The sequence below is a fragment of the Mesorhizobium sp. M7A.T.Ca.US.000.02.2.1 genome (assembly GCF_003996995.1).
GTDB lineage: Bacteria > Pseudomonadota > Alphaproteobacteria > Rhizobiales > Rhizobiaceae > Mesorhizobium.
Window position 1 is genome coordinate 1 of the sequence record NZ_RZTT01000437.1, and the last position, 4780, is coordinate 4780.

Sequence of the window (4780 nt, forward strand, 5' to 3'; positions counted from 1 at the left end):
CGCCTGCAGGGACATTGCTCATAAATCCACTTCTGGCGGCAAGCTTGGCCCCTGTCCCAATGGTCAGGTGATCCGCAAGCCCGACGCCGCCGCCCATGGTGACATTGTCACCTACGACCACTGAACCCGAAATACCCGAAAGCCCGGCTATTATGCAATTGCGGCCGATGCGGACGTTATGGGCGATCTGCACGAGATTGTCGATCTTGGTGCCCTGGCCGATGATCGTATCGGACATGGCGCCGCGATCGACGGTGGTGTTGGAGCCGATCTCGACGTCGTCCTGGATAACGACACGGCCGATCTGCGGCACGCGCTCAGGCCCCTTGGCCCCGCCGACGAACCCAAAACCATCCTGGCCTATCCTCGCGCCGCCATGAATGATGACGCGATTGCCGATCAAGGCATACTGGATGCTGGCGCCTGGACCGACATAGCCGTCGCGGCCGATCTGGCAGGATTGTCCAATCACTGCATTCGGGGCGATGACGGTGCCGCTGCCGATCGAAGCACCTGGCCCGACAACCGCGCCGGCCTCGATGACGGCACCGGCTTCGACATGCGCGGTCGCATCGACATGAGCGTGCGGCGAGACGCCGGTCTCACTGGTCATCGGCCCTGGCGTCGCCGCCCTCGGAAACAGCAGGCGCCCGACAAATGCGAAGGCCTGTTGCGGACGCGGATGAACCAGAACGGCAACGCCGGCTGGCGCCTTGCCGGCAAATTCCGCTGGACACAGGACCGCGGCCGCCCGCAGCGACGGCATCAGCGCGGAATTACGCTTGCCGTCGACAAAGACGAGCGCATTCTCGCCGCCCTCGCTGGCCGGCGCGAGCGCTTCGATCGAAATATCGGAGTGGCCGGAATCGACGAGCACCGAGCCGGTCAGATTCGCGACTTCGCCCGCCGTATACCGGCGTGATGGCGCGAAGAACACCGGATCGGTCATTCCAGAAGCTATATCCAGCTAGGTCGGAACATTTCTCCCGGACCCTGAAGACCCGGGAGCATCGTTGGCCGCCGATCAGAAGCGGGTCGATATGCCGAAGTTGAATTCCTGCACGTCGTCGCGCGCTTCCTTCTTGACCGGGATCGCATAGTCGATACGGATCGGACCGAACGGCGACGCCCACATCAGGCCGAGGCCGACCGAGGCACGCAGTTGCATGTCCGTCGACTCCTGAGCAACGCTCGTAACCTTGCTGCCATAGAGCGTTGCCGCGTCCGCGAAGACTGCGCCACGCAAGCCAAAGCTCTCCGGAATCACCGGCAGCGGGAACTGGGCCTCCGCTGACGCGTTGAAATAGGTCGTGCCGCCGAGATGGTCACCCGTGAGAGGATCCACAGGCCCGATACCGCCATAGGCGAAGCCACGGATCATGCGATCAGTGCTCTGGAACTGATCGAAAATCCGCAGACCATCGCTGCCGTATCCTTCAACATGGCCAGCGCCACCTGAAACGAGCCCGACCAGGTCGTACTGCTCCGACAGCGTCTGGTAGATGCTGCCGCGCCCCGTGACCTTCACGAACTTGGCATCACCACCGAGGCCTGCGACCTCCACCGTCGTGGTGGCGTAGATACCCTCGTGCGGGTTCTTCATATCGTCGATGGTGTTGTAGACCAACCCGAGGCTGACCGACGACTTGATCCAGGGGCTTTGTTCGATGCCATCAAGGATCGCGGTTGAGATATCGCAGGTGCCGCTGGGGTCTAAATCGGTGGGATTGCAGCCGTCGTCAACTTCATATTTTTCCTGCGAGATGTTGTACGCCAACTGCGTCGAGATGCTGTCGGTGATCGGCAGGCCGAAGCGGATCGTCGCGCCGGTGGTATCGCTGTCATAGTTGTTGTTGTATTCCCGCGTCGACTTGAAGATGTCGAAACCGGCGGCAATGCGCCGTCCGAGGAAATAAGGCTCGGTGAAGGACAGGCTGTAGTCGCGTGAATTCTTGCCGCCGCCCGCCGACAGCTTGATGAACTGGCCACGACCGAGGAAGTTGCGCTCGGTCACCGATCCTTCGACCGACGGACCGGCCGTGTCGCCACCGGTCGAATAACCAGCGCCCACGGAGAACTCGCCGGTCGATTTCTCGACCACATCGACCACCAGAACGACCTGGTCAGGCTGCGAGCCCGGCACGGTCGAGATGTCGACTTTCTCAAAGTAATTCAGGTTTTCCAGGCGCTTCTTCGCGCGCTGGATGAGCACCTGGTTGAAGGCGTCGCCTTCGCTGACATCGAACTCGCGGCGAATGACATAGTCACGCGTGCGATCGTTGCCGCGGATCTCGATGCGCTCGATATAGGCCTTGGTGCCCTGGTCGATCGTGTAGACGACCGAAATGGTGTGGTTCTCGAAATTCCGGTCGCCGCGCGGCGTGACCTGCGCGAAGGCATAGCCGGAACCGGCCACCTTCTCGGTCAGCGCGATGATGGAATCCTCGACGTTCTTGGCGTTGTAGACGTCACCCTTATGGGTCTCGATCACCGATTCCAGCGACTTGCCGTCGACTTCAGGGATCGAGCTCTCGACGCTGACATCACCGAACGTGTAGCGGTCGCCTTCCTGGACGGTGATGGTGACCGTGTACTTGTTCGTCGCGCTGTCGAGCTCGCCGACAGCGGACACGACCTGGAAGTCGGCATAGCCGTGATTGTAATAAAAGCGGCGCAGCAGCTCCTCGTCCGCGCGCAGCTTGTCATCGTCATAGACGTCGTCGCGCAGGACGAAGGAAAGCCAGGACGAGCGCTTGGTATTGATGATATCCGCCAGGCGGCGGCTGGAATAGGCACTGTTGCCGACGAAATTGACCGCCGCGATCTGCGTACGATCGCCTTCAACGATGTTGAAGACAACGTTTACGCGATTGTCGCCAAGCTGCATAACCTGCGTGGTCACGGTCACATCGTCACGACCAATGCGCCTGTATGCAGCCTTGACCGATTCCACGTCGGCATCGAGCGTCGCCTGTGAGAACGTTCCGCGCGGCTTCAGCTGCACCGCCGCCGCAAGTGCATTGTCCTTGAGCTTCTTGTTGTTCTGGAACAGCACCTGGTTGACCACCTGGTACTCGGCGACCTTGACCACCAGCGTCGAGCCGACCTGGTTGATCTGCACGTCCGAAAACAAGCCGGTGCCGAACAGTGCCTTGACCGCACCGTCAATATCGGAACTGGAGAAAGCCTTGCCCGGCTTGATGGTGATGTAATTGCGGATGGTCTCAGCGTCGATACGCTGGTTGCCGCTCACTTCCACTCTGCTGACGACAGCGGCTTCAGCCGCCGATGTGGCAACGAACTGCACTGCGAGCGCGCCTGGCACGACCATGGCCGCGGACAGGGTCACCGCGGACGCGGCGCTTAGAAACTTGGATGCTGCCTTCATCGGGCTTAATAACCTTTTCTCGTAGTCCCCACGGCGAGAAAACCGGACGTGCGGTAATTTCCCCTACCGTATTAACCGGATTTTCCCTACACGCAAGGCTTCTGGTTAATTTGTATTTACTTAACCCTGCGGCGTGGCTTTCGCGTCACTCATATCCCCTTGCATGGTAAACGGCGTCTCAACATCGTCCATGCAGAAGCCAAATTTCTTCATGATTTCAGCACCCAAACAGATCGTTCCAAAAAACGAACCCCATGAAGCACAGCACCAGAAGCAACCCGGCCCGATAGGCCATTTCCATCATCCGTTCCGACACTGGACGGCGAATGACAGCCTCCACCCCGTAGAACAAGAGGTGACCGCCGTCGAGGGGGGGAATCGGCAAAAGGTTCAGAATTCCGATGCCAACGGATAGCAGTGCAACCAGCTGCACGAGCCATTCGAATCCCAGTTTCGCAGCCCTGCCCGCCATGTCGGCGATCTTCACCGGACCGCCCAGCTGACATTTGTCTTCGCGCCCTACAACAAAGCGCTGCAGGAACTGGCCCGTGCGCTGGATGACGTGACCGGTTTCCTCGACCGCCGCCGCGACCGCTCCGACCGGCGTGTAGGTGATCAGCCTCGGCTGACCGAGTTCCTTGTTGTTGACGACACCGATCACGGCGACCTTGACCTTGTTGCCGAGCGCGTCTTCCTGTTCCATCATCCGCGGCGCCGCGGTCACAGTGACCTCCTGGCCGTCGCGCAACATGACGAAGGTGATTGCGTCGTCGGCACGGCCCGAGACCAGGCGCTGGACGTCGCCAAAGGTTTCGACCTTGTTGCCGTCGACGCTGACGAATCGGTCGCCGGGAAGGATGCCGGCCTTCGCCGCCGGGCTGTCGGCGGTCACCTCGGCCACCATGGGCTCGGCGACATAGCGGCCATAGGCGGTGAACAGCACGGAAAAGACGACGATCGTCAGCAGGAAATTGAACAATGGTCCGGCCACCACCGTTGCCGCGCGCTTCCAGATCGGCTGAGTGTGAAAGGCGACCTTGCGCTCGTCCTCGGTCAGCGTTTCAATTTCTTCCGACGTGGGCTGGCTCGATGTGGCGTTCATGTCGCCGACGAATTTTACATAGCCGCCAAGCGGTATCGCACACAGTTTCCAGCGCGTGCCGTGGCTGTCGTTGAAGCCGAAGAGTTCCGGGCCGAAGCCGATCGAGAAGGCCCTGACGCCGATGCCGCACCAGCGCCCGACAAGGTAATGGCCCATTTCGTGGACGAACACGACTACGGTCAGCACGAAGAGGAATGGCACCAGCGTGCCGAGGAGAAAGCCTTCTGTGCTGAAAAGCGCGTGAAGAATCTCGTTCAAGACAAACCCTCAAATTCTTCCACGGCGCAGAC

3 protein-coding genes are annotated in these 4780 nt (G+C 60.5%); all 3 read right to left on the reverse strand.

The window, feature by feature from the left end; translation table 11 throughout:
• Window positions 1-949: UDP-3-O-(3-hydroxymyristoyl)glucosamine N-acyltransferase (lpxD, locus tag EOD15_RS28640; protein ID WP_127409061.1), on the reverse strand; the 949-nt coding region annotated here is incomplete at its 3' end.
• Between the two features lie 75 nt (window positions 950-1024).
• Window positions 1025-3388, reverse strand: a complete 2364-nt coding sequence (gene bamA, locus EOD15_RS28645) for an outer membrane protein assembly factor BamA (protein ID WP_127322364.1) — start codon at window positions 3386-3388, stop codon at window positions 1025-1027.
• A gap of 217 nt (window positions 3389-3605) precedes the next feature.
• Window positions 3606-4748, reverse strand: coding sequence for an RIP metalloprotease RseP (gene rseP / locus EOD15_RS28650; RefSeq protein ID WP_127409062.1), 1143 nt, complete (start codon window positions 4746-4748; stop codon window positions 3606-3608).
• Window positions 4749-4780 lie beyond the last annotated feature (32 nt).